Source organism: Nonomuraea purpurea (assembly GCF_042650645.1).
GTDB classification, from domain to species: Bacteria; Actinomycetota; Actinomycetes; order Streptosporangiales; family Streptosporangiaceae; genus Nonomuraea; species Nonomuraea purpurea.
Genome location: NZ_JBHSBI010000004.1, coordinates 1 through 22,098 on the forward strand (window position 1 = coordinate 1; position 22,098 = coordinate 22,098).

22 protein-coding genes are annotated in these 22,098 nt (G+C 69.9%); 12 read left to right on the forward strand and 10 right to left on the reverse strand.

Annotation, left to right across the window (positions count from 1 at the left end):
* The first annotated feature begins 315 nt into the window (after positions 1-315).
* A complete protein-coding gene (locus ACFOY2_RS08865) occupies positions 316-975 on the forward strand; it encodes an SMI1/KNR4 family protein (protein ID WP_379527462.1) in 660 nt (219 codons plus the stop codon).
* Between the two features lie 331 nt (positions 976-1,306).
* Here the strand turns inward: ACFOY2_RS08865 and ACFOY2_RS08870 are convergent, their stop codons facing one another.
* On the reverse strand, positions 1,307-1,774 hold the full coding sequence (locus tag ACFOY2_RS08870) for an adenylyltransferase/cytidyltransferase family protein (protein ID WP_379527463.1): 468 nt from the start codon (positions 1,772-1,774) through the stop codon (positions 1,307-1,309).
* Positions 1,775-2,065: 291 nt separating this feature from the next.
* Here ACFOY2_RS08870 and ACFOY2_RS08875 point away from each other — a divergent pair, with 291 nt between their 5' ends.
* Positions 2,066-2,449 carry an ATP-binding protein gene (locus ACFOY2_RS08875; protein WP_379527877.1) on the forward strand — a complete coding sequence of 128 codons (384 nt, stop codon included), beginning with the start codon at positions 2,066-2,068 and terminating at the stop codon, positions 2,447-2,449.
* On the opposite strand, the gene ACFOY2_RS08880 is transcribed toward ACFOY2_RS08875, so the two are convergent.
* Positions 2,446-3,297 (reverse strand): DUF72 domain-containing protein, encoded by an 852-nt coding sequence (locus ACFOY2_RS08880; protein ID WP_379527464.1) that lies wholly within the window; start codon positions 3,295-3,297, stop codon positions 2,446-2,448. The two genes, ACFOY2_RS08875 and ACFOY2_RS08880, sit on opposite strands and share 4 nt — an antisense overlap.
* Positions 3,298-3,401: 104 nt before the next feature.
* On the opposite strand from ACFOY2_RS08880, the gene ACFOY2_RS08885 reads away from it, so the two are divergent.
* The 3 genes from ACFOY2_RS08885 to ACFOY2_RS08895 are packed head-to-tail and all read left to right on the forward strand — an operon-like array spanning position 3,402 to position 6,356.
* Positions 3,402-4,529, forward strand: coding sequence for an L-talarate/galactarate dehydratase (locus ACFOY2_RS08885; protein ID WP_379527465.1), 1,128 nt, complete (start codon positions 3,402-3,404; stop codon positions 4,527-4,529).
* Positions 4,526-5,641 (forward strand): L-talarate/galactarate dehydratase, encoded by a 1,116-nt coding sequence (locus ACFOY2_RS08890; RefSeq protein WP_379527466.1) that lies wholly within the window; start codon positions 4,526-4,528, stop codon positions 5,639-5,641. Before ACFOY2_RS08885 ends, ACFOY2_RS08890 begins: the two co-directional genes overlap by 4 nt.
* A 10-nt stretch (positions 5,642-5,651) precedes the next feature.
* Positions 5,652-6,356 (forward strand): FadR/GntR family transcriptional regulator, encoded by a 705-nt coding sequence (locus ACFOY2_RS08895; protein WP_379527467.1) that lies wholly within the window; start codon positions 5,652-5,654, stop codon positions 6,354-6,356.
* On the opposite strand, the gene ACFOY2_RS08900 is transcribed toward ACFOY2_RS08895, so the two are convergent.
* From ACFOY2_RS08900 to ACFOY2_RS08920, 5 genes are read right to left on the reverse strand one after another with little or no spacing between them, the layout of a single operon-like run.
* The gene (locus ACFOY2_RS08900; protein ID WP_379527468.1) at positions 6,357-7,622 is read right to left on the reverse strand and encodes a glucarate dehydratase family protein; all 1,266 of its coding nucleotides are present in this window, start codon (positions 7,620-7,622) and stop codon (positions 6,357-6,359) included.
* Positions 7,619-8,014 (reverse strand): universal stress protein, encoded by a 396-nt coding sequence (locus tag ACFOY2_RS08905; RefSeq protein WP_379527469.1) that lies wholly within the window; start codon positions 8,012-8,014, stop codon positions 7,619-7,621. Before ACFOY2_RS08905 ends, ACFOY2_RS08900 begins: the two co-directional genes overlap by 4 nt.
* Positions 8,011-9,525: a tripartite tricarboxylate transporter permease gene (locus ACFOY2_RS08910; protein WP_379527470.1), complete on the reverse strand. Its 1,515-nt coding sequence runs from the start codon at positions 9,523-9,525 to the stop codon at positions 8,011-8,013. Before ACFOY2_RS08910 ends, ACFOY2_RS08905 begins: the two co-directional genes overlap by 4 nt.
* 9 nt (positions 9,526-9,534) lie before the next feature.
* Positions 9,535-10,059 (reverse strand): tripartite tricarboxylate transporter TctB family protein, encoded by a 525-nt coding sequence (locus ACFOY2_RS08915; RefSeq protein WP_379527471.1) that lies wholly within the window; start codon positions 10,057-10,059, stop codon positions 9,535-9,537.
* 29 nt (positions 10,060-10,088) lie between these two features.
* Entirely contained in the window at positions 10,089-11,096 is a 1,008-nt protein-coding gene (locus ACFOY2_RS08920) for a Bug family tripartite tricarboxylate transporter substrate binding protein (RefSeq protein WP_379527472.1), read from the reverse strand.
* Between the two features lie 170 nt (positions 11,097-11,266).
* On the opposite strand from ACFOY2_RS08920, the gene ACFOY2_RS08925 reads away from it, so the two are divergent.
* From ACFOY2_RS08925 to ACFOY2_RS08935, 3 genes are all read left to right on the forward strand, one after another.
* Complete coding sequence (locus ACFOY2_RS08925; RefSeq protein ID WP_379527473.1) at positions 11,267-12,178, forward strand: LysR substrate-binding domain-containing protein; 912 nt, start codon at positions 11,267-11,269, stop codon at positions 12,176-12,178.
* Positions 12,179-12,302: 124 nt separating this feature from the next.
* The gene (gene kdgD, locus ACFOY2_RS08930; protein ID WP_379527474.1) at positions 12,303-13,217 is read left to right on the forward strand and encodes a 5-dehydro-4-deoxyglucarate dehydratase; all 915 of its coding nucleotides are present in this window, start codon (positions 12,303-12,305) and stop codon (positions 13,215-13,217) included.
* A 4-nt stretch (positions 13,218-13,221) separates the two neighbouring features.
* On the forward strand, positions 13,222-14,544 hold the full coding sequence (locus ACFOY2_RS08935) for an enolase C-terminal domain-like protein (RefSeq protein WP_379527475.1): 1,323 nt from the start codon (positions 13,222-13,224) through the stop codon (positions 14,542-14,544).
* 2 nt (positions 14,545-14,546) lie between these two features.
* Here the strand turns inward: ACFOY2_RS08935 and ACFOY2_RS08940 are convergent, their stop codons facing one another.
* The gene (locus tag ACFOY2_RS08940; protein ID WP_379527476.1) at positions 14,547-15,518 is read right to left on the reverse strand and encodes a helix-turn-helix transcriptional regulator; all 972 of its coding nucleotides are present in this window, start codon (positions 15,516-15,518) and stop codon (positions 14,547-14,549) included.
* Between the two features lie 194 nt (positions 15,519-15,712).
* Here ACFOY2_RS08940 and thrS point away from each other — a divergent pair, with 194 nt between their 5' ends.
* The 4 genes from thrS (at position 15,713) to ACFOY2_RS08960 (ending at position 20,465) form a co-directional block, all read left to right on the forward strand.
* Positions 15,713-16,888, forward strand: a complete 1,176-nt coding sequence (gene thrS, locus ACFOY2_RS08945) for a threonine--tRNA ligase (protein WP_379527477.1) — start codon at positions 15,713-15,715, stop codon at positions 16,886-16,888.
* Between the two features lie 78 nt (positions 16,889-16,966).
* Entirely contained in the window at positions 16,967-18,970 is a 2,004-nt protein-coding gene (locus ACFOY2_RS08950; RefSeq protein WP_379527478.1) for a TRAP transporter permease, read from the forward strand.
* The gene (locus ACFOY2_RS08955; protein ID WP_379527479.1) at positions 18,967-19,917 is read left to right on the forward strand and encodes a TAXI family TRAP transporter solute-binding subunit; all 951 of its coding nucleotides are present in this window, start codon (positions 18,967-18,969) and stop codon (positions 19,915-19,917) included. The genes ACFOY2_RS08950 and ACFOY2_RS08955 overlap by 4 nt, the downstream gene beginning before the upstream one ends.
* An 11-nt stretch (positions 19,918-19,928) precedes the next feature.
* Entirely contained in the window at positions 19,929-20,465 is a 537-nt protein-coding gene (locus tag ACFOY2_RS08960) for a DUF1850 domain-containing protein (RefSeq protein ID WP_379527480.1), read from the forward strand.
* On the opposite strand, the gene ACFOY2_RS08965 is transcribed toward ACFOY2_RS08960, so the two are convergent.
* Positions 20,360-21,328 (reverse strand): magnesium transporter CorA family protein, encoded by a 969-nt coding sequence (locus ACFOY2_RS08965; RefSeq protein ID WP_379527481.1) that lies wholly within the window; start codon positions 21,326-21,328, stop codon positions 20,360-20,362. The two genes, ACFOY2_RS08960 and ACFOY2_RS08965, sit on opposite strands and share 106 nt — an antisense overlap.
* Positions 21,329-22,036, reverse strand: a complete 708-nt coding sequence (locus ACFOY2_RS08970) for a DUF72 domain-containing protein (RefSeq protein ID WP_379527482.1) — start codon at positions 22,034-22,036, stop codon at positions 21,329-21,331.
* Between the last annotated feature and the right edge of the window lie 62 nt (positions 22,037-22,098).

Consider the following 22,098-nt stretch of genomic DNA (forward strand, 5'->3'; position numbering starts at 1 on the left):
TCGAAGGATTACGGAGTGGCCGTCTCTTGTCACATGGATCTCTCCCGCATCACAGCATGGGCTAGATCACCCGCACACCATCTCCCTGGACGTGAACCAGGGGATGCGATGGACTTCGAGATCCGGGAGGGCCGTGCCCCTCAAGGACGCAGAAAGCTGATCAGAGAGCGGGAGCACTACCTTACCCAGCCGTGCCACCGAAGATTGAGCGATCCCGCGCAGACGAATGCAGTAAACTTTTTGTCCCGACGATGAAGAGCGGCAACGTTTTCAGTCGGTCAATGTCTCGTGACTGGGTTATAGACAAGGTGACGGATGAAAGACATACGGGAGTTGTGGACGCGCGTAGAGCATTGGGTCGACAATCAACCGGCGCTGCCGCCACCCGAAGCAGTGTTCCGTCCTCCCGCCTGCGCCGCCCAGATAGAAGCAACCGAGCAGGCGCTGGATCATTCATTCTCGGAGTCGTTCCGGGCCTCACTGCTCGTGCATGACGGCCAACTCATCCCCAGGGTGGATCGTTGGTTCGATGACGGGATTGAGTGCTTACAGTGGCTGCCCAATCAGATGGTTCTGCTTCCCCTTCAGGACATCCTCACGTGCTGGCGAGACGAGCGGGCCTTCGAAGTCGAAAACGCATCCGACGTCGAAGGGATGGAGGAAGAAACTTCCGGCAGCGACCGCATCCGTGGCTTCCCGACGGTGACCCATGCTGGGCGACTGCCGATTGCTGAGCAAGAGGGGTCCACCTACATGTACCTCGACTTTGTGCCCGGTCCGGCCGGAGTCCTCGGCCAGGTGATCTTCAGCAAGAATGAGTGCGAATTTTTAGTGGCCGGCAACGACTTCGGGAACTTTCTGGCCAGGTATGTCGACTTACTCGAGCGGGATGTGCTGCGCTACGACGCTGATGCGCACCACAGCGTCATACCAGCAGATCCGCACGTTAGCTTTGAAGACTTGCTCGAGCTCTGAGGCTACGTCACGGCTTCACTTCCTGCTCTGCTGGGCGCACGGAGAAGCACTCAGGATCGGTTCTGCTCTGTGAACGGTGGAGCCCGCGGAGGCTGCAGCTGGATCCCCCACTCGACGCCCGGGTCATAGTGGTCACGGGTCCTATCTCCTTATTGACAACATCCTCTGCCTTGTCGAAGTCCCACTGCGTCTTTGCGGCCCATGGCTAGGGTTCTCAACCCAAGCAGCGGAAGACGCTCGGCCGGATGCCCCGAGCCGAGGCTCTCGCCACCGTATCTGATCACCGTGTTGCGACGACCCCTGGAATGCGCCCCCGGGGACAGGAAGGGGTTCAGCCCTTGCCGGCGGCGTTGACGATGCGGGTTGTGGAACGGTCGGGAAGGGCGGACAGTTCCCAGCATTCCGCCCCCAGGATCGCCGCCGCGGCGGCGCGGGCCCCCGCGTGCGGGTCGCCTGCCGTGTGTGCCAGCGCCCCCGGGTGCATGGGCGCGAGCAGGTCGATGTAGTCCTCGGGCCCGTGCGCCTCGGGCGGCCCTGTGACGATGAACACACCGGCGACGAAGCGGAGCGCGGCCAGCACTTCGGCCCGCTCGGCCGACGGGTTGAACGGCCGGCTCGGCCCCTTCCATGCGCGTACGCGTGGATCGTCCTCGACGCCCACGACCAGCGGCAGGCCGCGCGCGGCCACCTCGCCCAGGTAGCGCACGTGGCCGACGTGCAGGATGTCGAAGACGCCGGTCACGACCGCGGCCCCCGGCCGCTCGTACGGCTGCACCCAGACGGCCTCCAGGCTGCTCACGCGACCTCCTTGCACGGCCGGGCGAGTAGGCTGCTGTGCACGCTTCGCTCCCCCATGGGTCTAGACGACTCCGATCGCAGCGTACTCGGTCGCGGTCGGACCCCGCGCAGGCGACCTTGGGAAAGCTCATTCCTACCTTTTCGCGATAATCTCTGGACCCTCCCTCGTGCGTCTCATTACGCCACCGTCATTCGGGACCGAATTCAGGGGGAGGTCGCCGTGGCAGCGCCGCTTTTTGACCGAATCGATGGGGATGGTGATGCGCCCGGCTCCCATGATCTGGAGCTCCGGCTGCCGGGGGACCCCTGCGAGGTGTCCAGGGCCAGGGGTTTGGTGAGGACCGCGCTCGGCCGCGATCATCCGCTGTATGACGACGTGGTCCTGCTGACCAGCGAGCTGGCCACGAACGCGATCCTGCACTCCAGGTCGGGGGCGGGCGGCTCGTTCACGGTGACGGTCAGCAGCTCCGATCACCGGGTTCGGGTGTGCGTGGCGGACTCGGGCTCGGACGGGGCGCCGTGCGTGGCCCGTGCCGGGGCTCAGTCCACCAGCGGGCGCGGCCTGCCGCTGATCGAGGCGCTCAGCCACCGCTGGGGGTTCGTCCGCGAGGACGGCGCGACGACGGTCTGGTTCGAGCTCCTGCACGCCCGCGTCCCGGCCGGAGCGGCCGTTTAGAAGAGGGTCAGCGGCTCGTTCGGCATCGGCTCGGGGAGCGGGTCGAGTTCCGGCACGCGGGCCCTGACCTCGTCGTGGAAACGCCGGGCGAGCGTGAGCGCGTCGGCGTTGTCGGGCGTGTGGATGAAGACGGTCGGCGTACGGCCTTCGCGCAGCCACCCGGCGACCGTGTCGAGCCACGGCTGCCAGCCCTCGACGGTGCGCTCGGTGGCGTCGCGGCCGAGGTAGCGCAGGATCGGGCGGCCGGTCAGGGCGCGGGAGCGGCGCGGCAGCCGGGGTTTCTTGGTCCAGGCGTCGCGCTCGGCGTCGCTGGTCGGCGGCGACTGGAACAGGGTGACGGTGTCGAAGGGCACCCATTCGGCGTCGAAGGCGGCCAGGGCGCGTTCGAGGAGGCGTTGCGAACGTTCGTCGGAGAAGAAGGCGCGGTGGCGGACCTCGACGGCGTACTTCCAGGTGCGCGGCAGCCGCTGCAGGAAGCCCCCGAGCACGCCGAGGTCGGACGGACCGAACGAGGCCGGGAGCTGCACCCAGAGGGCGTGCGTGCGCGGGCCGAGAGGCTCGATGGCCTCCAGGAAGGCGCGCAGGGGTTCGTCGGCGCCCTTGAGCCGGTGCTCGTGGGTGATCGTCTTGGGGAGTTTGACGATGAAGCGGAAGTCGGGGTCGGTCTGGGCGGCCCAGGTCTCGACCGTGCTCCTGGACGGGGTGGCGTAGAAGGTGGTGTTGCCCTCGACGGCGTTGCACCACGTGGCGTAGGCGCGCAGGCGTTCGGCGGGCGGCAGCGGGTGGGGCAGCAGGCGGCCTTGCCATGACGCGAGTGACCACATCGCGCATCCCACGTGAAGCCGCATGGAAGTGACGGTAGCGGAGTTCCGGACGGTCGCCGAACTTGTCATACGAGTTATGAATTCGTACGATGACTGACAACTTCCCGAAAAGATCGCCGAAGGACCCCATGGCTGCCGACAAGATCCGTCACGTCACACTCTCCTCCGTCACCCTTCCGCTCGACGTCCCCATCAGCGACGCCAAGGTCCTGACCGGCCGGCAGAAGCCCATGACCGAGATCGCCTTCCTGTTCGCCGAGATCGCGACCGAGGACGGCCACCACGGCACCGGCTTCAGCTACTCCAAGCGCGCGGGCGGCCCGGCCCAGTACGCCCACGCCAAGGAGGTCGGGGAGAACCTGATCGGCCAGGACCCCTCCGACATCGGCAAGGTCTACGACACCCTGCTGTGGGCGGGCGCCTCGGTGGGCCGCTCGGGCGTGGCCACGCAGGCGCTGGCCGCGATCGACGTCGCACTGTGGGACCTCAAGGCCAGGCGCGCGGGCCTCCCCCTGGCCAAGTTGCTGGGCGCCTACCGCGACTCGGTCAGGACGTACAACACCTCCGGCGGCTTCCTGCACGCCCCGATCGAGGAGGTCAAGGAGCGGGCCACGCGCTCACTCCAGGACGGCATCGGCGGCATCAAGATCAAGGTGGGCCAGCCCGACACCAAGGAGGACCTGCGCCGCCTGGCCGCCGTACGCGAGCACCTCGGCGACGACGTCCCCCTCATGGTGGACGCCAACCAGCAGTGGGACCGCGCGACGGCCCTGCGGTTCGGACGGGCGGTCGAGGAGTACGGCCTGGTCTGGATCGAGGAGCCGCTCGACGCCTACGACGCCGAAGGCCACGCCCAGCTCGCCGCCGCGCTCGACACCCCCATCGCCACCGGCGAGATGCTCTCCAGCGTGGCCGAGCACGTCCGCCTCATCGAGGCCCGCGCCGCCGACATCATCCAGCCGGACGCGCCGCGCGTCGGCGGCATCACCCCGTTCCTGCGGCTGGCCACGCTCGCCGACCACGCGGGCCTGCAGCTCGCCCCGCACTTCGCCATGGAGATCCACCTCCACCTGGCCACGGCCTACCCGCGCGAGCCCTGGGTCGAGCACTTCGAGTGGCTGAACCCGCTGTTCAACGAGCGCCTTGAGACCCGCGACGGCCGCATGCTCGTCCCCGACCGCCCCGGGCTCGGCTTCACCCTCAGCGACCAGTGCCGCGCCTGGACGGTCGACAGCGTCGAGTTCGGCAAGCCATGATCGTCTCGGCCCGGTTCGGGCACTACGCCGTGCCGCTGTCCGCCCCCGTGAGCGACGCCAAGGTCGCCACGGGCCGCCAGCGGCCCCTGTCGCACATCGACGTGCTGACCTGCGAGGTCACCACGGACGACGGCCTTGCGGGGCTGGGCTTCTCCTACACGACCCGCGCCGGCTGCCGCGCGCAGTTCGCGCACGCCAAGGAGGTCGCCTCGGGGCTCCTGGGCCAGGACCCCTCCGACATCGGCAGGATCTACGACAAGCTGCTGTGGGCGGGCGCGTCCGTGGGCCGCTCGGGCGTGGCCACGCAGGCGCTGGCCGCGATCGACGTCGCACTGTGGGACCTCAAGGCCAGGCGCGCGGGTCTGCCCCTGGCCAAGTTGCTGGGCGCCTACCGCGACTCGGTCAGGACGTACAACACCTCCGGGGGTTATCTCCAGGCGCCGATCGAGGAGGTCAAGGAGCGGGCCACGCGCTCACTCCAGGACGGCATCGGCGGCATCAAGATCAAGGTGGGCCAGCCCGACACCAAGGAGGACCTGCGCCGCCTCACGGCCGTCCGCGAACATCTGGGCGACGACGTCCCCGTCATGGTGGACGCCAACCAGCAGTGGGACAGGACGACCGCGCTGCGCTTCGGACGGGCGGTGGAAGAGCTGGGCCTGGTCTGGATCGAGGAGCCCCTGGACGCCCACGACGCGGAAGGGCATGCCCGGCTCGCCGCCGCGCTCGACACCCCCATCGCCACCGGCGAGATGCTGACCAGTGTGGCCGAACACGTCCGCCTCATCGAGGCCCGCGCCGCGGACTTCGTCCAGCCCGACGTGCCGAGGGTCGGCGGCATCACGCCCTACCTCAAGGTCGCGGCGCTGGCCGACCACGCGGGCCTGCAGGTCGCTCCGCACTTCGTGATGGAGATCCACGTGCACCTGGCCGCCGCCTACCCGCGCGAGTCCTGGGTCGAGCACATCGAATGGCTCTCGCCGCTGTTCGACGAGCGGCTCACGATCCAGGACGGGCGCATGCTCGTCCCCGACCGCCCGGGGCTCGGGCTCAGCCTGGCCGAGCACGCCAAGGACTGGCGACTCGACGAGTTCGAGTCCGCCGACGGATAGGTTGTCACCCGTGCCACTCGACCGCGACAAAGGCCGCGGGCTCGCCCATGAGCTCGTCGAACGGCTGAAGGCGCGCATCCTCGCCGGAGAGATCGCGCCGGGCCAGAAACTGCCGACCGAGTCCTCGCTGGTGGAGGAGTTCGGCGTGAGCCGCACCGTGGTCCGCGAGGCCATCTCGCGGCTGCAGGCGGCGGGCCTGGTCGAGACCTTCCAGGGGCGCGGCTCGTTCGTGCTGGACCTGCCCGCCTCCACGGCCTTCTCCGTGGAGGCGGCGCAGGTCCGCACCCACCGCGACGTCCTCGACATGATCGACTTCAGGATCGGCGTCGAGTCGGAGGCGGCGGGGCTGGCCGCGCAGCGCCGCACCGATCTGCAGCTCAAGGCGATCGAGCGGGCCCTGGTCGACCTCGGCGGCTCCGGCGAGCACCCGGGCACCGCCGTGGAGGCCGACTTCCAGTTCCACCTCAAGGTCGCGCTGGCCTCGGGCAACCGGTTCTACTCCGACCTGCTCGCCTCGTTCGGCCCGATGATGATCATGTTGCCGCGCACGCGACTGGAGCACGCGTACACGGTCTCCGACGCCACCCACCTGACGCGGGTGACGCTGGAGCACGAGAACGTCTACCGCGCCGTCGCCGACCAGGACGCGGCGGCCGCGCGGGCGGCGATGCGGCTGCACCTGTCCAACTCGCGCGCCCGCCTGCAGGCCCCGTGACTACCAGCGCGCGGTGTTCGGGGTGAAGCCCGGCACGACCGTGCGCATGTAGGCGGTGTCCTCGCGGCCCCGCTGCCCGCACCGGAGGTACTGCTCGTGCAGGGCGTCGAGCGCGTCCTCGTCCAGCTCGACCCCGAGCCCGGGGGCGGTCGGCACGGCCACGCCGCCGTCGCGGAACTCCAGCGCCCCCGGCCTGATGACCTCCTCGCTCTTCCACGGGTAGTGCGTGTCGCAGGCGTAGGTGAGGTTCGGGGTCGCGGCGGCCAGGTGGGTCATGGCCGCCAGGCTGATGCCGAGGTGGGAGTTGGAGTGCATCGACAGGCCCATGCCGAACGTCTCGCAGATGCCGCCGAGCAGCGCCGAGCGCCGCAGCCCGCCCCACAGGTGGTGGTCGGAGAGCACGACCTGGACGGCGTCGGCGGCGACGGCGGGCTTGAGGTGGTCGAAGGAGATGACGCACATGTTGGTGGCCAGGGGCAGGTCGGTGTGCCGGGCGACCTCGGCCATGCCGTCGATGCCGGGCGTGGGGTCCTCCAGGTACTCAAGGACGCCCGCGAGCCGGTCGGCCACGTCGATCGAGGTCTGGACGGTCCAGGCGCCGTTGGGGTCGATGCGCAGGGCGTGCCCGGGGAAGGCCGAGGCCAGCGCCTCGACGGTCTCGATCTCGTGTCCCGGCTCGAAGACGCCGCCCTTGAGCTTGATGGCGGTGAAGCCGTACTCCTCGACCATCCGCCGGGCCTGGGCGACCATCTGCTCGGGGGTGACGCCCTCGCCCCAGGAGTCCTCGTCGTGGCCGGGGTGGCCGGCCCACTTGTAGAACAGGTACGCCGAGTACGGCACCCGCTCGCGTACGGCGCCGCCGAGCAGGTCGCTGACGGGCCGGCCGGCCGCCTTGCCCTGCAGGTCGAGCAGGGCCACCTCGAACGGCGCCGCCACGGTGTCGACCGCGCTGGAGACCTCCAGCATGCCGCCGAAGCTCGCGCCCGCGCCGCCGGTGGAGGCGCCGAGCGCGCTCTCGACGACGCGGCGCAGCCCGTTGAGGTCGAAGGCGTCCGTGCCGGGGAGGGCGGCGGCGACGGCTTCGAGCCGGTCGAGGTGCGCCTGGTCGGCGTAGGTCTCCCCCAGTCCCACCAGCCCGGCGTCGGTGTGCACCTGGACGATCGCGCGCAGCACGTACGGCTGGTGCACGCCGACGACGTTGAGCAGCGGCGGGTCGCGGAAGGCGACGGGGGTGACGGTGACCCGGCTGACGCGGCCAGCACTCATTGACCCGCCTTCACGGTAAGGACGGGCACGCTGGCCTCCATGAGGATGCGCTGGGCCTCGCTGCCGAGGATGAACTTGCCCACCAGCGAGCGGTGCCGCAGCCCGATGACGATCAGGCTGCCGCCGGTCTGCTTGACGAGCTCCTCGAAGGTCTCGGCCAGGTCGTCGTCGTGCAGCGGCTGGCGCAGTTCGGCGTCCACGCCGGCGGCGCGGGCGCGGTCGAGCAGCGCCGTGCCCGCCGCGTCGTCGATCTTGTGCTCGTCGACGGGGGCGCCCCGGCGGGGCGAGTTCACGATGATCACGCGTTCGCCGCGCAGCGCGCCCTCGCGCAGGCCCGCGTCCACCGCGGCCTCGCCCTCCGGGGTGGGCAGGTATCCGACGAGGATCGTCATGAGGTCCTCTCCTCAACTGGGGTCTCGGCTCGGTTGCGGCGAGCCAGGGCCTTGCGGATCAGCGGCAGCAGGGCGACGAGCACGACGAGCGCGAACACCGTCCCCGAGATGGGGCGGGTCAGGAACCCGGTCGGGTCCCCGCCGAAGATGAGCAGCGCCTGCCGCGTCGAACTCTCGATCATCGAGCCGAGCACGAACGCCAGCACCAGCGGCCCAGGCTCGAAGCCGAACTTCTTCATGAGGTAGCCGAGCAGGCCGAAGACGATCACCAGGAAGACGTCGTAGACCTGGTTGTTGACCGTGTACGCGCCGAGCAGCGTGATGAGCACGGTAATCGGGGCCAGCACCGCGGGCCGCACGCGCAGGATCCTCACGAAGAGGCCGACCATCGGGATGCTCATGATGAGCAGCAGGATGTTGCCGATGTACATCGAGTTGACGACGCCCCAGAACACGTCGGGGTGCTCGGTGACGAGTTGCGGGCCGGGCTGGATGCCCTGGATGAGCAGCGCGCCGAACATGAGGGCCATCGTGGCGTTGGCCGGGATGCCGAGGGTGAGCAGCGGGATGAACGACGAGGTCGCGGCGGCGTTGTTGGCGGTCTCCGGCGCGGCCACGCCCTCGATGGCGCCCTTGCCGAACCGCTCGGGATGCCTGGCGCGCCGCTTCTCCAGCGCGTAGGCCGCCAGCGACGAAAGCACCGCGCCACCGCCGGGCAGCACACCCAGGATGAACCCGACGAGCGAGCCGCGCCCGATCGCGCCCTTGGCCTGGTTGAGCTCCGCGGCCGTGGGCCAGACGTTGCCGACCTTGGCGGGGGCGGAGACCTTGTTGTGCCGCTCCTCCAGGTTGTAGAGGATCTCGCTGAGGCCGAACAGGCCCATGGCGATCGGGATGAAGTCGATGCCCTCGGCCAGGTTGAGGCTGCCGAAGGTGAAGCGTTCCGCGCCGGTGAAGGTGTCGCGGCCCACGGTCGCGATGAGCAGGCCCACGCAGGCCGCCACGATCGCCTTGAGCTTGTTGCCGTTGCCCACCGAGGAGATCAGCAGGACGCCGAGCACGCCCAGCGCCGCGTACTCCGGCGGGCCGAAGTCGAGCGCGAAGCCTGCGACGATCGGGGCCACCAGCGTCAGGCCGAGGATCGAGACGGTGCCGCCGATGAACGACCCGATGGCCGCGATGCCGAGGGCGGTGCCCGCCTTCCCCTGCCGGGCCAGGGCGAAGCCGTCGAAGACGGTCACCACCGAGGACGCCTCGCCGGGCAGGCGGAGCAGGACCGAGGTGATGGTGCCGCCGTACTGGGCGCCGTAGAAGATGCCCGCCAGCATGATGATCGCCGGGATCGGCCCGATGCCGTACGTGATCGGCAGCAGGATGGCGATGGTCGCGCCGGGGCCGAGCCCGGGGAGCACGCCGATGAGCATGCCGATGACGACGCCGATGAAGCAGTAGAGCAGGTTGGCCGGCTCCAGGACGACGTTGAAGCCGTCGATGATCGGGGAGATGTCCATGTGGCTTTCTCAGATGAGTCGCGGGAGCGGGATCTGCAGCAGCAGGACGAACAGCACGTAGAACGCGGCCACCGTGGCGATGCTGATCACGATGGACGAGCGCCACGACTCGCGGCCCAGCCAGCGCAGCCAGACGAACACCAGCAGCAGCGACGGGATCTCGAAGCCGATCAGCGGCAGCAGCACCGCCAGCAGCACGAGGGTCACGAGGCCGACCGCGGTGAGCAGGCTGGCTTTGGAGAACCGCTCGGTGTCCTCCAGCTTGCGTCCGGTGACGACGAGCACCGCCGACAGCACGACGATGACGACGCTGATGACGAACGGCCACAGGCCGGGGCCTGGCTGGGTGAGGCGCCCGAGCCCGAGCGCGTAGGACCCGATCGCCCCGGCCACGCCGACGGCCAGCGCCGTCAGGGCCGCCGCGATCTGGGAGACGGGGCCCGCGTGCGGCGGCCGGGTCTCGTCGAGCTCGGCCTGGAGCCGGTCGGCGTCGATGACGTCCGCGGCGGGCTCCGGCGAGTCGGACATGGACATGCTCACTCCTTGGGGGACGGGGGCGGAGGTCAGCCGGCCAGGCTGATCCCGAACTTGTCGAGCTGCCCCTTGTAGTCGGTGGCGTCACCCTGCAGCGAGGTGAGCACCTCCTGGGGCGTGACCTCCATCGGCGTGAGCGAGTTGTCCTCGTTGAACTTCTTGTACTCCGGCGTGGCGAAGGTCTTCTTGGCGGCCTCCAGCAGGCGGGCCTTGACGTCCTCCGGCGTGCCCTTGGGCGCGGTCAGGAAGCGGTACTGGGTCACCAGCACGTCGAAGCCCTGCTCCTTGGCCGTCGGCACGTCGGACAGGAAGGGGACCCGCTTTTCCGAGAAGACCGCGAGCGGGACGAGCTTGCCCGCCTTGATGTTCTCGATCGCCTCGCCGATCTGCATGGTCGAGACGTCCACCTGGTTGCCCAGCAGGGCGGTCAGGGCGGGGGCGCCGCCGTCGAACGGCACGGCGGTGGCCTCGATCCCGGCGGTCTTGAAGGTCAGCGCGGAGGCGAGCTGGGCGCCGGTGCCGACGCCGGTGGTGCCGTAGCGGATCGCCTTGCCCGCCTTGCCCATGTCCTTGATGTTCTTGTAGCCGGAGGCGGTGCTGGTGGCCATGACGTAGTCGTCACGCGAGACGCCGGTGATGACGTCGAACGAGTCGATCTTCGTGGCTTCGGCCTCCGACACCGTGAGGGGGGTGATGGTGAACAGGGAGGCGTTCTGCAGGGCGATCTTGTAGCCGTCGGGCTTGGCGGCCTGGAGCTCCTTGGCGTTGAGCGCGCCGTTGGCGCCCGGCTTGTTGAGCACCGGCGCGGAGACGCCGAGCTCCTTGCTCATGCCCTGCGCCAGGGCGCGGGTGATGAGGTCGGTCGAGCCGCCGGCGGAGGCGCCGACGCTGAACTCGATGTTGCCCGTCGGATATTTCCCCTCGCCACCGCCGGAAGAGGTCGTCTTGACACCACCGCACGCGGTCAGCGCGATCGCGGCGGTGGCGCCGAGGACACCCGCGAGGATGCGGCGGGGGGTTGTCCGAGATGTCGGCATGGACTTCTCCTTCATGCGGGCGGTGGGCCCCGCGTGGTCTCGTCAGGAGCGGTGACAGGGGTTGCGACAAGGTTTCCGCAAAGTTTCCGCTCGTAGTCTCCGGAGACTAGGGACCAGCTTCGATGCCTGTCCAGGCTCAATTCGGTATCAAGTGATACTCTTCCCGCATCATGCTAACACTCGATCAGATCAGGGCATTTGTGGCCGTCGCCGAGGAGCTGCACTTCGGCCGGGCCGCTGATCGACTGCGCATGACGCAACCCCCGCTCAGCCGCCACATCCAGAAGCTGGAGCGCACGATCGGCGTCACGCTCCTCGAACGCGACAACCGGCGGGTGGTCCTCACCGACGCCGGGCGCGGCTTCCTGGAGGACGCGCGCCACATGCTCACGCTCGTCGACACCGCGGGCGACCGGGCGCGCCGCATCGCCAACGGCGCCACCGGCACGGTGCGGCTCGGCTTCACGGCGGTCTCGGCCATCAGCATGCTGGGGGCGCTGCTGCGGCGCCTGGCCGAGGAACTGCCGGAGATCGACGTCATCCTGCACGAGCGGGTGACCGCGGGACAGGTGGACGGCATCCTGCGCGGCGAGCTCGACCTGGGCCTGGCTCGCCCGCCGTTCGACATCGCCACCCTCGACTCGCGGGTGGTCTTCCGCGAGCCGCTGTGCGCCGTGGTGCCCGACGGCCACCCCCTGGCCGCCCTCGACCGGCCGCTGGCGCCCTACGACTTCAACGGCCTGCCGGTGATCAGCTACAGCCCGGTCCAGTCGCGCTACTTCCACGAGCTCACCGTGCGCTTCCTCACCAACGCCCAGGCCAGGATCGAACAGCAGGTGCACCAGATCCTCACCGCCGTGCTCCTGGTCGCGGCCGGCCGGGGCGTGGCGCTGGCGCCGGCCAGCGCGCGCTCGCTGGGCATCGGCGGCGTCACCTTCTGCGACCTCGTACGCGGCGGCGGCGACCCGCTCGACGGCGGCGACGTGGCCGAGCCGGTGGAGCTTCACGTCATCTGGGACCGCACCTCGACCAACCCGGCGCTGGGGCGCGTGCTGGACCTGCTGCCCGGCATCGAAAGCTGATGATGCCGACAAGGTATCGCCGGATTCAGAATCGCACTTGGACAGGAATCACCGCTCCTTCTTAGCCTGGCGGCAAGACCCGACGGCCACCGCAGGCCTCGCCGTGAAGCAAAGGACCGCCCGCATGCCACATTTCTCACCGCAGGAGCTCGCCGCCCAGCTCAAGAGCGGTCTGCTGTCCTTCCCCATCACCCACTTCACCGACGACCTGCAGTTCGACGAGGCGGGCTACCGCGACCACCTGTCCTGGCTGAGCGGCTACCCGGTGGCGGGGCTGTTCGCCGCGGGCGGCACGGGTGAGGGCTTCTCGCTGACGGCCGAGGAGATCGACCGAGTGGTCAGGACGGCGGTCGACCAGGTCGCCGGCAAGGTGCCGGTCGTGGCGCCCGCGACCGGCGGCACCGCCACCGCGGTCGCGCAGGCCAAGGCGGCCGAGGCGGCCGGGGCCGACGGCCTGCTGCTGATGCCCCCCTACCTCACCGAAGCCGGCCAGCAGGGTCTGGTCGAGCACGTCTCGGCCGTCTGCGGCGCCACGAACCTGGGCGTCATCGTCTACAGCCGCGCCAACGCGATCCTCAACGACCGCTCGGTCGAGGCCCTGGCCGCGCGGAACGAGACGCTCATCGGGTTCAAGGACGGCGTCGGCAACATCGAGAACCTCACCCGCATCTACGCCTCCGTCGGCGACCGCCTGACCTACATCGGCGGCCTGCCCACGGCAGAGACCTTCGCGCTGCCGCTGCTCCAGCTCGGCATGAGCACGTACTCCTCGGCGATCTTCAACTTCGTGCCGCAGTTCGCGCTCGACTTCTACGCCGACGTGCGCACCCAGGACCGCGAGGCCGTCTACCGCCGCATCAAGGAGTTCGTGCTCCCCTACCTGGACATCAGGGACCGCCAGAAGGGGTACGCGGTCTCGATCGTCAAGGCGGGTGTGGCCGCGGTCGGCCGCCCGGCGGGGCCCGTGCGGCCACCGCTGCAGAATCTGACAGAAGACGAGCTCGCCGAGCTGACCGCGCTCATCAACAAGATCAACTAAGCCCATGTCCCCCACCATCCAGAGCGTCGAGGTCGTCCCCGTGGCCGGGTACGACAGCATGCTGCTCAACCTCAGCGGCGCCCATGGGCCGTTCTTCACCCGCAACGTCGTCATCGCCACCGACTCCGACGGCCGCACAGGACTGGGCGAGGTGCCCGGCGGCGAGGCCATCCGCCGCACGATCGAGGAGGCGGGGGCGCTGCTGGCCGGGCAGCCCGTGGCCCGCTTCCGCAGCCTGCTGCGCACGGTCGCGGCGCGCTTCGCCGACCGCGACGCCGGCGGGCGCGGCGCGCAGACGTTCGACCTGCGCACCACCGTGCACGCGGTCACCGGCCTGGAGTCGGCCCTGCTGGACCTGCACGGCCGGTATCTCGGCGTGCCCGTCGCGGAACTGCTCGGCGAGGGCAGGCAGCGCGACCGGGTGCCGATGCTGGGCTACCTGTTCTACGTCGGCGACCCGGGCAGGACCGACCTGCCCTACCGCGTCGACGACGCCGGCGAGGACCGCTGGTCGCACCTGCGCCGCAAGGAGGCGCTGACACCCGAGGCCGTCGTCGCGCTGGCCGAGGCGGCCCAGGAGCGCTACGGCTTCACCGACTTCAAGCTCAAGGGCGGCGTGCTGGCCGGGGAGGAGGAGATCGAGGCGGTCAGGGCGCTGGCCGCCAGGTTCCCCGAGGCCAGGATCACCCTCGACCCCAACGGCGGCTGGCTGCTGGCCGACGCCGTCCGGCTCTGCCGCGGCCTGGGCGGCGTCCTGGCCTACGCCGAGGACCCGTGCGGGGCCGAGGGCCGCTTCTCGGGCCGGGAGACGATGGCCGAGTTCAGGATGGCCACCGGCCTGCCCACCGCCACGAACATGATCGCCACCGACTGGCGCGAGATGGCGCACGCCGTGCGCGCCCACGCGGTGGACATCCCGCTCGCCGACCCGCACTTCTGGACCATGGCCGGCTCGGTGCGCGTCGCCCAGCTCTGCCACGACTTCGGGCTGACGTGGGGGTCGCACTCCAACAACCACTTCGACATCTCGCTGGCGATGTTCACGCACGTCGGGGCCGCCGCCCCGGGCGAGATCACCGCGCTGGACACCCACTGGATCTGGCAGGACGGCCAGGCGCTCACCACCCGGCCGTTCCCGATCGTCGACGGCGCCATCGAGGTGCCGGCCACGCCGGGGCTGGGCGTGGAGCTCGACCGCGCCGCGCTGAACAAGGCCCACGAGCTCTACCTCAGGCACGGCCTCGGCGCCCGCGACGACGCCGTCGCCATGCGGTACCTGGTCAAGGACTGGGCCTTCGACCCCAAGCGGCCCTGTCTCGTGCGCTGAGGTCAGACGTCGAGCCGGCACAGGCCCTCGGCGAGGGCCTTGGTCGTCAGCCGGGTACGGCTGTCGCAGCCGAGCTTGGCGAAGATGTGCTCCAGGTGGGTGGTCACCGTGCGGACGCTGAGCACCAGGGATGCGGCGATCTGGGGGTTGGAGTCGCCGGCGGCCACCCGCGTGAGCACGTCGACCTCGCGTCCTGTGAGGTCGTAGGGCAGCGGGCACGGCCGCTCGGCGGCCACGGCCCCCTGGAGCTTGCCCTGGAAGCCGACGCCGGCCCTGAGCAGGCGCACCTCGTGCCAGCGCCCGGCACGGTCGGGCCAGCGCCCGTGGCGGCTCAGCTCCCGCGAGTCGATGAACGCGCGGGCGTAGCCGGCCATCGCCGGGTCGTCCCACAGCGTGGCCGACCGCTCGTGGCCCGGGACCTCGCGGCGGGTGCCCAACCGGTCGAAGGCCACCGCGCGAAAGCCCGGCGGCAGCCCCACCGGGTCGATCACGCACCTGCTCAGGTCGGTGACGTGCGCGAGCATCGGGCTGACCGCGGCGACCAGCGCCTCGGTGAGCAGCGGGAAGCTCCCTTTGGACGCCAGGTGGAGCAGGCCCGTGTAGCGGCCCTCGATCAGGAACAGCGGCGCCGTCAGCCCGGCCCGCCAGCCGTAGGGGGCCAGGTGGCGGCGGAAGTAGCGTTCGGTGTCGGGCTCGGGCATCGTCACCGGCGCCCTGGTGGCCATGGCCCGGCGGTAGGCCGCCAGCCCGGCGTACTCCTCGGCCGCGTCGCCGTCGATGCGGCTGTGGCCGTCGGAGACCACGCTGTGGTGGCGGCCGGTGGCGGGGTCGAAGGCGACGAACTCGTAGGCGTCGAGGGTGATCACGCGGCGCAGCGCCGCCATCGCGCCGTGCGCGCCCCCGCCGGTCGCCACCTGGTAGCCGACGTCGGCGAACGCCCGAACCTGGCAGACGTCCAGGGTGATCTCGGCCACGGTTCTTTATATCATTTGCCACTCCTTGGGGGTCTGTTGAAGATAATTTTCATGGCTTGCCGGATGTTATGATCGGCGGCATGCAGCGCGCTTTCGTCACGACGACGCCGGACCACGTCCCGGCGCGCTGATTCCATGCATCCCGGGCGGACGCCCGGGAGCTGGTCGTTCGCCCTTTCCCGCAAAGGACGATCATGAACGACCACCGCAGGCTCGGCCGCGAGCTGGGCATCTTCGACACCGACCCGCTGATCGGCTCAGGACTGCCCTACCTGCTGCCCGCCGGCGCGGCCGTGCGCAAGGCCGTCGAGGACTACGTGCACGAGCTCGAACGCCGGAGCGGCTACCAGCACGTCAACTCGCCCGTGCTGGGCAAACGCGAGCTCTACGAACGATCCGGCCACTGGGCCCACTACTCCGAGGACATGTTCCCGCCCATGACCGTGGGCGGCGAGGAGTTCGTGCTGCGGCCAAGCCTGTGCCCGCACCACGCGCTCGTCTACCGCGCCCGTCAGCGCAGTCACCGTGAGCTGCCGCTGCGCATCGCCGAGCTGGGCGGCCAGTACCGCTCGGAGCTGTCCGGGGTGCTCGGCGGGCTGACCAGGGTGCGCTCGATCCAGCTCAACGACGGGCACGTGTTCTGCCCGCCCGAGAGCGCCGCCGCCGAGGTGTCGGCCGCGCTCGACCTGATCGAGGCCGCGCACGCCCAGCTCGGCATCGAGGCCGCGCGCTACCGGCTGTCGCTGCGCGGCGACGGCGACAAGTTCGTGGACGATCCGCGCATGTGGGAGCGCTCGGAGTCGATCCTGCGGGAGGTGCTCCAGGAGCGCGGCAGGGCCTACGACGAGGAACGCGGCGAGGGCGCCTTCTACGGGCCCAAGATCGACATCCAGATCGCCGACCCGGCGGGCCGCGAGGCCACCCTGTCGACCGTCCAGGTGGACCTCTACCAGCCCGCGCGCTTCGAGCTGAGCTACGTCGGCGGCCACCGTCCCGTCATGGTGCACCGCAGCGTCGTCGGCGGGCTGGAGCGGCTCATGGCGCACCTGATCGAGGTGCACGGGGGCGCGTTCCCCGCCTGGATGGCGCCCGTGCAGGCCGTGGTGCTGCCGCTGTCGGACGCCGAACTGCCGGCCGCCGAGTCCCTGCTGCGGCGCTGCCTGGCCGCCGGGCTGCGGGCCGAGCTGGCGCCCGCCGACCGGGGCAGCCTCGGGGCCAGGATCAGGGCGCACCGGCTGGTGCCGTACCAGCTCGTGGTGGGGCCGCGCGAGGCGGCCGGCGGGCGGGCCTCGGTACGGCTGCGCGACGGCTCCCAGGCGGGCGAGGTGCCGATCGAACGGTTGGCGGCTGATTCGCGACCTTTGTTCTGACAATCAGGTAACGGAGGCTTCCCACAGTACGTAAACGGCTCGTAAAGTCCCTGCAACGCAGTGTCGGGGGAGGACGTCTTGACCGAGCTGAGCGATCGCGAGTCCGAGCTGGTTTCCGCACACGAGCAGGAACGCCCGGCGCGGCAGCTCGGCGGGGTCCTGCGGCTCGGCGTGTGGACGGCCGGCGGCCTGTTGTCCGCCTATTCGCTGGTGGTGGTGTTCTGGCCGATCGAGGCGCTGGAGCATCGGATGACGTTCCTGGCGGTGGCGCTGCCGCTGGTGTTCCTGTGCTACCGCTCGGGGATGTCGTCGCTGTTGCGGCGGCTGTTCCGGCGTCCCGGCGAGCCGGACGGCGTGGACGGCGTGGACGGCGTGGACAAGGCGGCGGCGCGCGGGGTGGAGTGGCCGAGTGTGGCGGACTGGCTGCTGGCCGCCGCCGCGCTGGCCGTGCTGGTCTATCCGCTGGCCGGCATCGACGCCTTCCGCGAGCGGGGGTCCGGGGCGGCGCTGACGGATCTGGACGTCGTGGCCGGGCTGGTGCTGACGGTGCTGCTGCTGGAGGCGGTACGGCGGACCGTCGGGTGGGCGCTCACCATCATTTGCCTCGTTTTCCTGATTTATGCCTACTTCGGGGCCTATCTGCCGATTGATTGGACTATCGGGCATCGCGGCTTCGACCTCGGGCAGATCGTGTCGCAGCTCTACACGGGCACCGAGGGATTCTTCGGGGTGCCGATGCAGGTGGCCGCGAGCTACATCGTCCTTTTCACGATTTATGGTGCGGTGCTGGATTTTTCGGGTGCGAGCAGGTTCTTCATCGACCTGAGCTTCGCCGCCTTCCGCAGGTCCCGCGCCGCCCCCGGCCGCACGGTCACCATGGCCGGCTTCCTGCTGGGCACCGTGTCGGGCTCCGGCGTGGCCACCACGGTCAGCCTGGGCAGCGTCGCCTGGCCGGTGCTGCGGCGGGCCGGCTACCCGAAGGAGCCCGCCGGCGGCATCCTGGCGGCCGGCGGCATCGGCGCCATCCTGTCGCCGCCCACGCTCGGCGCGGCGGCCTTCATCATCGCCGAGTACTTACGGGTCAGCTACCTCGAAGTGCTCCTGTACGCGACGATCCCCACGATCCTGTACTACCTGGGCATCTTCCTGGCCATCGAGATCGACTCGCGCCGCTTCGGCACCCACGCCGTGCAGGTGGACGCGCCCAAGGCCGGCAGGCTGCTGCTGCGCTTCGGCTACCACTTCAGCTCGCTCATCCTCATCATCGTGCTGATGGCACTCGACCGGTCGGCGTTCCAGGCCGTGGTGATCGCCACCGTCATCGCGTTCGCGCTGTCGTTCCTCGACCCCGAGCACCGGATGGGCCCAAGGCGCGTCGCTCAGGCGCTGGCCAAGGGCACCCTCGAGGTGCTGCCGGTGACCGCGGTGTGCGCGGCGGCGGGCATCATCGTCGGCGTCATCACGCAGACCGGGCTCGGGCTGAACCTGAGCGCGATCATCGTGGACCTGGCCGCGGGCAACCTCATCCTGACCACGCTCCTGTCCGCCGTCGCGGTCATGCTGCTGGGGCTGGCCGTGCCGGTGACCGCGAGCTTCATCATCGCCGCCGTGATCATCGGCCCGGCGCTGACCGCGCTGGGGGCCTCGCAGGCCGAGGCGTACATGTTCGTCTTCTACTACGCGGTGTTGTCGGAGGTGAGCCCGCCCACGGCGTTGTCGGCGGTCGCGGCGGCCGCCATCACCGGCGGCAACTCCTACCGGACCATGATGATGACCTGGCGCTACACGCTGCCGGCCTTCCTGGTGCCGTTCGCGTTCGTGCTGACGCCCAACGGTCAGGCGCTGCTCGGACAGGGGCCGATCGGCACCGTGCTGCTGATGACCGTCGTCTCGGCGGTCGCCGTGGCGGCGCTGGCCCTGGCCACGGGCGGGCTGAGCGGATGGCCCGAGCGGCTGCTCGCGGCGGTGGCCGCGGTGCTGCTGCTGTTCCTCGAACCCGTCCCCATCGTCGCCGGGCTGGCCGTACTGGCCGTGGCCTCCGCCGTGCACCTCGTCAGAAGCAGGAGAAGGGACCCAGCGTGAAGCGGATCTTCGCAATAGTCGCCGCAGCCGTCCTGGCGGCAGGCTGCGGCAGTGGCGGCGCGGGCGGCGGCTCGGGCAACCGGCTGTCGATCGCCACCGGCGGGACGACGGGCGTCTACTACGTCTACGGCGGCGGCCTGGCCAAACAACTGTCGGCCTCCATCCCCAACACCCAGGCCACCGCCTCGGTCACCTCGGCCTCGGTCGAGAACATCAAGCTCCTGGCCGGCGGCAAGGCCGACATCGGCTTCTCCCAGGCCGACACGGCGGCCGACGCGGTCAACGGCAAGGACACCTTCACCGCCAAACAGCCGATCAAGGCCATCGCCCGCATCTACGACAACTACTCGCACGTCGTGGTCGCGCCCGGCGTCAACGCCTCCAAGCTGGCCGACTTCAAGGGCAAGCGCGTCTCGCTCGGCCCGGCCAACTCCGGCACCCAGGTCGTGGCCAGGCGCATGCTGCAGGCCGCGGGCGTGAACCCCGACGCCGACATCACCAAGCAGCAACTGTCGATCAACGAGGCGGTGCAGGCCGCCAAGGACGGCACCATCGACGCCTTCTTCTGGGTCGGCGGCCTGCCCACGGCGGGCATCACCGACCTGGCCACGAGCAAGCCCGACATGAAGATGCTCGACACCTCCGACGTGCTGCCGACGATGCAGTCCACCTACGGGCAGCAGTACGTCGGGCTCGACATCGACCTGGCCGCCGACTACAAGCTGAAGGGCACGATCAAGACCGTCGGCATCGCGAACGTGCTGCTGGTGCCCGACAAGATGAGCGACCAGCTCGCCTACGACATCACCAAGACGCTGTTCGAGAAGAAGGCCGAGCTGACGGCCGTGCACCCCGAGGCCAAGAAGCTCGAGGTGAAGCTGGGGCAGCAGGTGGCCCCTGTGGCGCTCCACCCGGGCGCCGCCCGCTATTACCAGGAAAAAGGCTGATAAAGCCGCTTTTGGCGCTCGCGCTGGTGGCGGCGCTCGGCACCGGCGGCGGCGCCGGGCGCCCCACTGTGAACGGCCTGCCGATCACGGACGGCTTCCTGATCGCCTACGTGCACTCCATCTACCGCGCGCCGTCGGCTGAGGTGTTCACCGTGGAGGGACGCCGTTTCACCATGCGGGCGGTCGTCTCGGCCGGCGAGGGCGTCCTCGACTACTACGCGCTCGACGGCAGCCGTTCCCGCCTGCCCGGCGGCGGGTGGCTGCTGCGCCTGGCCGAGCCCGCCACGTACACGGAGCTGTCCCTGCTGACCACCTCGATCGGCCGCAGGACGCTGATGTCGGGCGGCCGCTGCCTGCCGCTCTTCCCGCCCGCGGGGGCGGCGCAGGTGCGGGTCGCGGTCGAGGCGCGGCTCGCCGGCCGGGGCGAGCCCTGCCGTCCGCCCTACAACCAGTCCTTCTTCTTGAACACCGAGTACAGCGCCACGGACGTCACCGCCACCAGGACCGTGGAGAGCCAGAAGCCCCACGCCTGGCCCTCGCCCGGGTAGGGCACGTTCTGGCCGTAGAAGCCGGTGATCATGGTGGGCACGGCGATGATCGCGGCCCAGCTCGTGACCCGCTTCATGATCTCGTTCAGCCGGAAACCCTGCTGGGCCAGGCGGGTCTCGCGGACGTTGGCGAGCATGTCGCGGATCGACTCCACCCACTCCGTCACCCGCAGCACGTGGTCGTAGACGTCCTCGTAGTAGGGCGCCATCACGCGGTCGGCGACGAGGTCCTGGTCGCGGCGGAGCAGGGTGCCGAGGACCTCGCGCATCGGCATCGTGATCTTGCGGAGCTTGGTGGTGTTCTTGCGCAGCTCGTACATCTCGCGCTGCAACTGCCTGCCGTCGCGTACCTGATCCTCGAACAGCGACTCCTCCATCGCCTCCGCCCGCGCGTCGAGGTCCTGGACCAGGTCGAACTGGCTGTCGACGACGTAGTCGAGCAGCCCGTGCAGCAGGAACGTCACCCCGTGCCCGGCCAGCCGGGAGGCGCCGTCCCAGCGCCTGGTCACCTCGCGGATGTCGAAGTGGTCGCTCTGCCGGACCGTGACCAGCGCGTTCTTGGTGACGAAGATGTTCACCTCGACGGGGTCGAGCCGGCCCTCGTCGAAATGCACGCCGTAGACCGTGATGAACAGGTGGTTGTCGTAGACATCCACCTTCGGCCGCTGATGGTCGTTCAGGACGTCCTCGACGGCCAGCTCGTGCAGACCCAGCTCCTCGCCGATCACGCCCAGGTCGCCGGGCGTCGGCGAACACAGGTCGAACCAGACCGTGTTCTCGGGATCTCCCACATAATCGGAGACGTCCTCGATCGGGAAACCTTCCTTCTCGAGGACGCCGTTCCTGTACAGACGCGTGTGCACCTAGCCGAGTCTGGCAAATCGTCGCGCGTTCCGCACGGCCGCTCCCCCTGGATCGTTGTTGAAGTAGACGTAGGCGTCCTCCCAGCCCGCCTCCCGCACCCGGCGCACCCACGTCCGCAGCGCCGTCTCCCCGTACGCCCAGGCGGCCGGGCCTTCGTGCATGCGCACATAACCCCATTCGGCGGTACGCCAGAACGGGCTCTGCGGCCTGCCGCGGCGGTCGGCCCAGCACAGGGCGGCCCCGTGGGCGGTCAGGATCTCGCGGACCTCGTCGATCCACCAGGATTCGTGCCTCGGCTCGACCGCCACCCGCACGTGGGCGGGGAAGCAGCGCAGGCACCTGTCGAGCCTGTCGGGGGCGACCTTCAGATTGGGCGGGAGCTGCAGCAGGATCGGGCCCAGCTTGTCCTTCAGCGCCGAGGCCGCGCCCATGAGGCGGGCCACCGGCTCCTCCGGGTCGGTCAGGCGCTTGATGTGGGTGAGGAACCTGCTGGCCTTCACCGCCATCACGAACCCGTCCGGCGTGCGGTCGCGCCAGTTGGCGAACGTCTCCGGGGTGGGCAGCCGGTAGAAGGCGTTGTTGCTCTCGACGGTCGGGAACTCCCGCGCGTACACCTCCAGCCACAGCCGCTGCGGCACGTTGCGCGGATACAGGACCCCGCGCCAGTCCTTGTACTGCCACCCCGAGGTGCCGACCAGCCAAGCCATACTTAACGCCTACCCGGTCAGCCGCCGTGCAGTACTGTCATCAGCCGAGGAGGACCGTTACA

Bases quoted from the DNA above. Each gene is read 5' to 3' on its own strand.
- ACFOY2_RS08865 (WP_379527462.1), top strand. From the start codon at position 316: ATGAAAGACATACGGGAGTTGTGGACGCGCGTAGAGCATTGGGTCGAC.
- ACFOY2_RS08880 (WP_379527464.1), bottom strand. From the start codon at position 3,297: ATGCGGCTTCACGTGGGATGCGCGATGTGGTCACTCGCGTCATGGCAA.
- ACFOY2_RS08885 (WP_379527465.1), top strand. From the start codon at position 3,402: ATGGCTGCCGACAAGATCCGTCACGTCACACTCTCCTCCGTCACCCTT.
- ACFOY2_RS08890 (WP_379527466.1), top strand. From the start codon at position 4,526: ATGATCGTCTCGGCCCGGTTCGGGCACTACGCCGTGCCGCTGTCCGCC.
- ACFOY2_RS08900 (WP_379527468.1), bottom strand. From the start codon at position 7,622: ATGAGTGCTGGCCGCGTCAGCCGGGTCACCGTCACCCCCGTCGCCTTC.
- ACFOY2_RS08905 (WP_379527469.1), bottom strand. From the start codon at position 8,014: ATGACGATCCTCGTCGGATACCTGCCCACCCCGGAGGGCGAGGCCGCG.
- ACFOY2_RS08910 (WP_379527470.1), bottom strand. From the start codon at position 9,525: ATGGACATCTCCCCGATCATCGACGGCTTCAACGTCGTCCTGGAGCCG.
- ACFOY2_RS08915 (WP_379527471.1), bottom strand. From the start codon at position 10,059: ATGTCCATGTCCGACTCGCCGGAGCCCGCCGCGGACGTCATCGACGCC.
- ACFOY2_RS08920 (WP_379527472.1), bottom strand. From the start codon at position 11,096: ATGCCGACATCTCGGACAACCCCCCGCCGCATCCTCGCGGGTGTCCTC.
- ACFOY2_RS08925 (WP_379527473.1), top strand. From the start codon at position 11,267: ATGCTAACACTCGATCAGATCAGGGCATTTGTGGCCGTCGCCGAGGAG.
- kdgD (WP_379527474.1), top strand. From the start codon at position 12,303: ATGCCACATTTCTCACCGCAGGAGCTCGCCGCCCAGCTCAAGAGCGGT.
- ACFOY2_RS08935 (WP_379527475.1), top strand. From the start codon at position 13,222: ATGTCCCCCACCATCCAGAGCGTCGAGGTCGTCCCCGTGGCCGGGTAC.
- thrS (WP_379527477.1), top strand. From the start codon at position 15,713: ATGAACGACCACCGCAGGCTCGGCCGCGAGCTGGGCATCTTCGACACC.
- ACFOY2_RS08970 (WP_379527482.1), bottom strand. From the start codon at position 22,036: ATGGCTTGGCTGGTCGGCACCTCGGGGTGGCAGTACAAGGACTGGCGC.